Genomic DNA, 2,591 nt, shown 5'->3' with positions numbered 1-2,591 from the left:
TCAGCCCAGTCCTCCACACCGATCACCTCTTCCACCTGACTCCCATGGAGCCAGACTGATCACTCGATCACGGAAGGGGTCACTTTTCATCGACCGATAGGGGGTCACGGTTCAAGGAACGGCGACACGCGGACCTCGTACTTCTGCCAGCCCCTCACCGACGGCGTATAGGCATCGGTGAGCCGCTTGAAGACCACGCCCTCCATTCCCGGCCGACGGCACGGCCGATCCTGCTGGCCGCGCCTCGGTGCCGCTGCCCCGGCCTGTCATCCGCCTGCAACAGCGACTGCTGAGGCGGCTGGGCGATGAGCTGGCGGCCACGGGCGCCCTCCGCAGAGGGCGGGCTCCGCCGGGGTGCCGGACGCGAGGCCTTACGGGTACGGTCGGGCTCCACCGCGCGCTTGGAGAATGGTGCCGCCTTGGCAGGGAGGGGACGGAGGTGGACCGCAACAACGGATGGGTATACGGCGACGTCGGCTGGGGCGTGATGGGGAGGCAGGCGTCATGACAGCAGACCAGAGCGGGACCCCCGGGTCTGCACTGGGGGCCTGTGGACCGGCTGGGGCGGCCGGCTCCGCCCGGGAGCCGGAGCGTCCCTTACCCGAGTCCGGTAGCACCGCCGGTGCTGCCAGCTCCGCCCAGTCTGCGCCCGCGTCCGGCAGGACGGCCAGTACGGGCAGCCCCGCCGCAGCCGCACCGGGGACTAGTGGGTCGGCCGGTACGGGCAGCGCTGTCCGGGAGCCGGAGCGGCCCTTTCTGCAGCGCCCCCAGGGGATCATCGCGGTCATCGGGGGCGTGATCGCCGCTCTGGGCGGCGTCCTGGGGCTGGTGTTCCTGCTGTTCCCGGACCTCCAGCCCCGGCCCGAGTCAGGAGCGGAGGTGACGGTGGTGGACGTCGACCTGGCGAAGGAGGAGGAGATCCGGGCGGACTGGACCTCGGCCGGGGGAGAGGAGACGGGCGAGACGGCGCAGTGGAAGGCGTCGCTTGTCACCGTGGTCCTGCGCAACAGCGGGGAGAACCCCGCCCTGGTGTCGCAGGCGGAGTTCGACTTCAGCTCCATCACCCGGGTGGGATGCCCTTACGGGGCGGGCGGTCTGGAGGTGAAGGCCCGGTACGATGTCAAGGTCCCCACCACCGCCAAGGCGCCCTTTCAGCAGATCCGTAAGCTCAAGTACTCCCTTCCTCCGCACGAGCAGGAACGGATCGCCTTCACCGTGGGGCCGGAGACGGCCTTCGAGGGGAACCTGCCCAGCGTCTACACCTTCACGATCACCCTGCGCCTTGACGACGGCAGCAGCTTCACGACCCCGAAGATGACCTACATGGACCCCTTCGGCAGCGCGAGCGTGCTCGAGGCCGGGGAACAGGTCGTACAGCACGGTGAGAAAGGCAGCTTCACCACGGTGGCCTGCCTGAAGGAGCAGGAGCATCTGGCGCGTGAACTGAGCGAAGGTTCCTCGTACGTGTCGGCCGAGCTGAAGCGCTACAGCTCCAAGCTGACAGGTCTGGTCGGCCGGCTCCCCCAAGGCGCCTGATCCCGCCCCGGCCGGTACGCCGGCCATGAGCAGAAACGTCGAGCCCCGCGAACCGCGTACCGCACGACTGACACGTCAGATGGCAGAGCAACTGACGTTCTCGTGGCAGACGACATGACCAAGAAACGGTGTTGTCACGTTGGCTGACCGGCCTGGGATGATCTTGGAGTTGGTTGTGCCGGGGAGGGGTTCGCTCGTGTCGTCCGCGTCCGAGTCCCTACCTATCGCATTCCAGTTCCCGCCAGTGACAGTTTCCCGCCGCAGATCAGGGCTGGGTACGGCAGTGCTCAGCATCGGCTCCGGCAGCGTCCACGTCACCCCGGATCCCTTCCACCTCTACGAGTCGGGCCGCTGCCGCAGGTCCAGGAAACAGCGCAGCCGTACACCCGGCTCGCCGGGCTCGCGGGTGGTGCGGTCTGCCGGCGCGATCGCCCACTGTGCGGCGAGCAGGTCCTGGACCGCGAACGCTGTCTCGTCATTGGCGGCCGCGACCTCCACCACCGCAAGCCCCGGCTCCGCCACATGCCCGTCGTTGATCGGCCTCATACCCGGCACGACGCCCTGAAGCTCGCCGAAGTTCTCCCGTCCCGGGAGCGTCACCCGGACTGGGTACGGCGAAACATGCGTGCTGACCTTCTGCTGCGATTGCGTACCGCCTGATCAGCCTCGCATCCCTGGCAGCCGACCAGCGGCACACGTCCCACTGCCGTGTCCTGCAGGAGCACCGTGCCGCTCCGGTTCCGGTACGACCATCCACCCACACGGGCGGCGCACTCGCCGGAACCCGGGACAGCGCCCCCTCGGTGGCCGCTATCACCGGCTCATGCTCAAGACCATGCTGCGCGGCCTGGCCGCCGCCTCCCTCGCCGTCCTGCCCCTCACCGTCCCCGCGCCCGCGCCCGCGGCGGAGACGCTGCCGAGCTGGCTCTCCGGTTCCCGGTGCATCGGGGTTGTGGACGGTGATGGGCTCGTAGGGGACGGGCGGTGCTGTGTTGGAGACGATGACCTGCCGGATGTGGCGCAGCCGGGCGTCGTCCAGGTCGACGTCGAGCACC

Annotated in this window: 2 protein-coding genes and 1 pseudogene; 2 read left to right on the top strand and 1 reads right to left on the bottom strand. The window is 69.0% G+C overall.

Annotation, left to right across the window (positions count from 1 at the left end; all coding sequences use genetic code 11):
- Positions 1–795 precede the first annotated feature (795 nt).
- Entirely contained in the window at positions 796–1,536 is a 741-nt protein-coding gene (locus tag RM812_RS41330; RefSeq protein WP_311586055.1) for a hypothetical protein, read from the top strand.
- A 336-nt stretch (positions 1,537–1,872) separates the two neighbouring features.
- Here RM812_RS41330 and RM812_RS41325 read toward each other — a convergent pair whose 3' ends face one another.
- Entirely contained in the window at positions 1,873–2,136 is a 264-nt protein-coding gene (locus RM812_RS41325) for a DUF6207 family protein (protein ID WP_311586053.1), read from the bottom strand.
- Between the two features lie 223 nt (positions 2,137–2,359).
- Here RM812_RS41325 and RM812_RS41320 point away from each other — a divergent pair.
- A pseudogene (locus RM812_RS41320) lies at positions 2,360–2,591 on the top strand (hypothetical protein); the annotation flags it as partial.

The organism is Streptomyces lancefieldiae (genome assembly GCF_031845825.1).
GTDB lineage: Bacteria > Actinomycetota > Actinomycetes > Streptomycetales > Streptomycetaceae > Streptomyces > Streptomyces lancefieldiae.
This window is presented reverse-complemented; position numbering and strand designations above follow the sequence as displayed.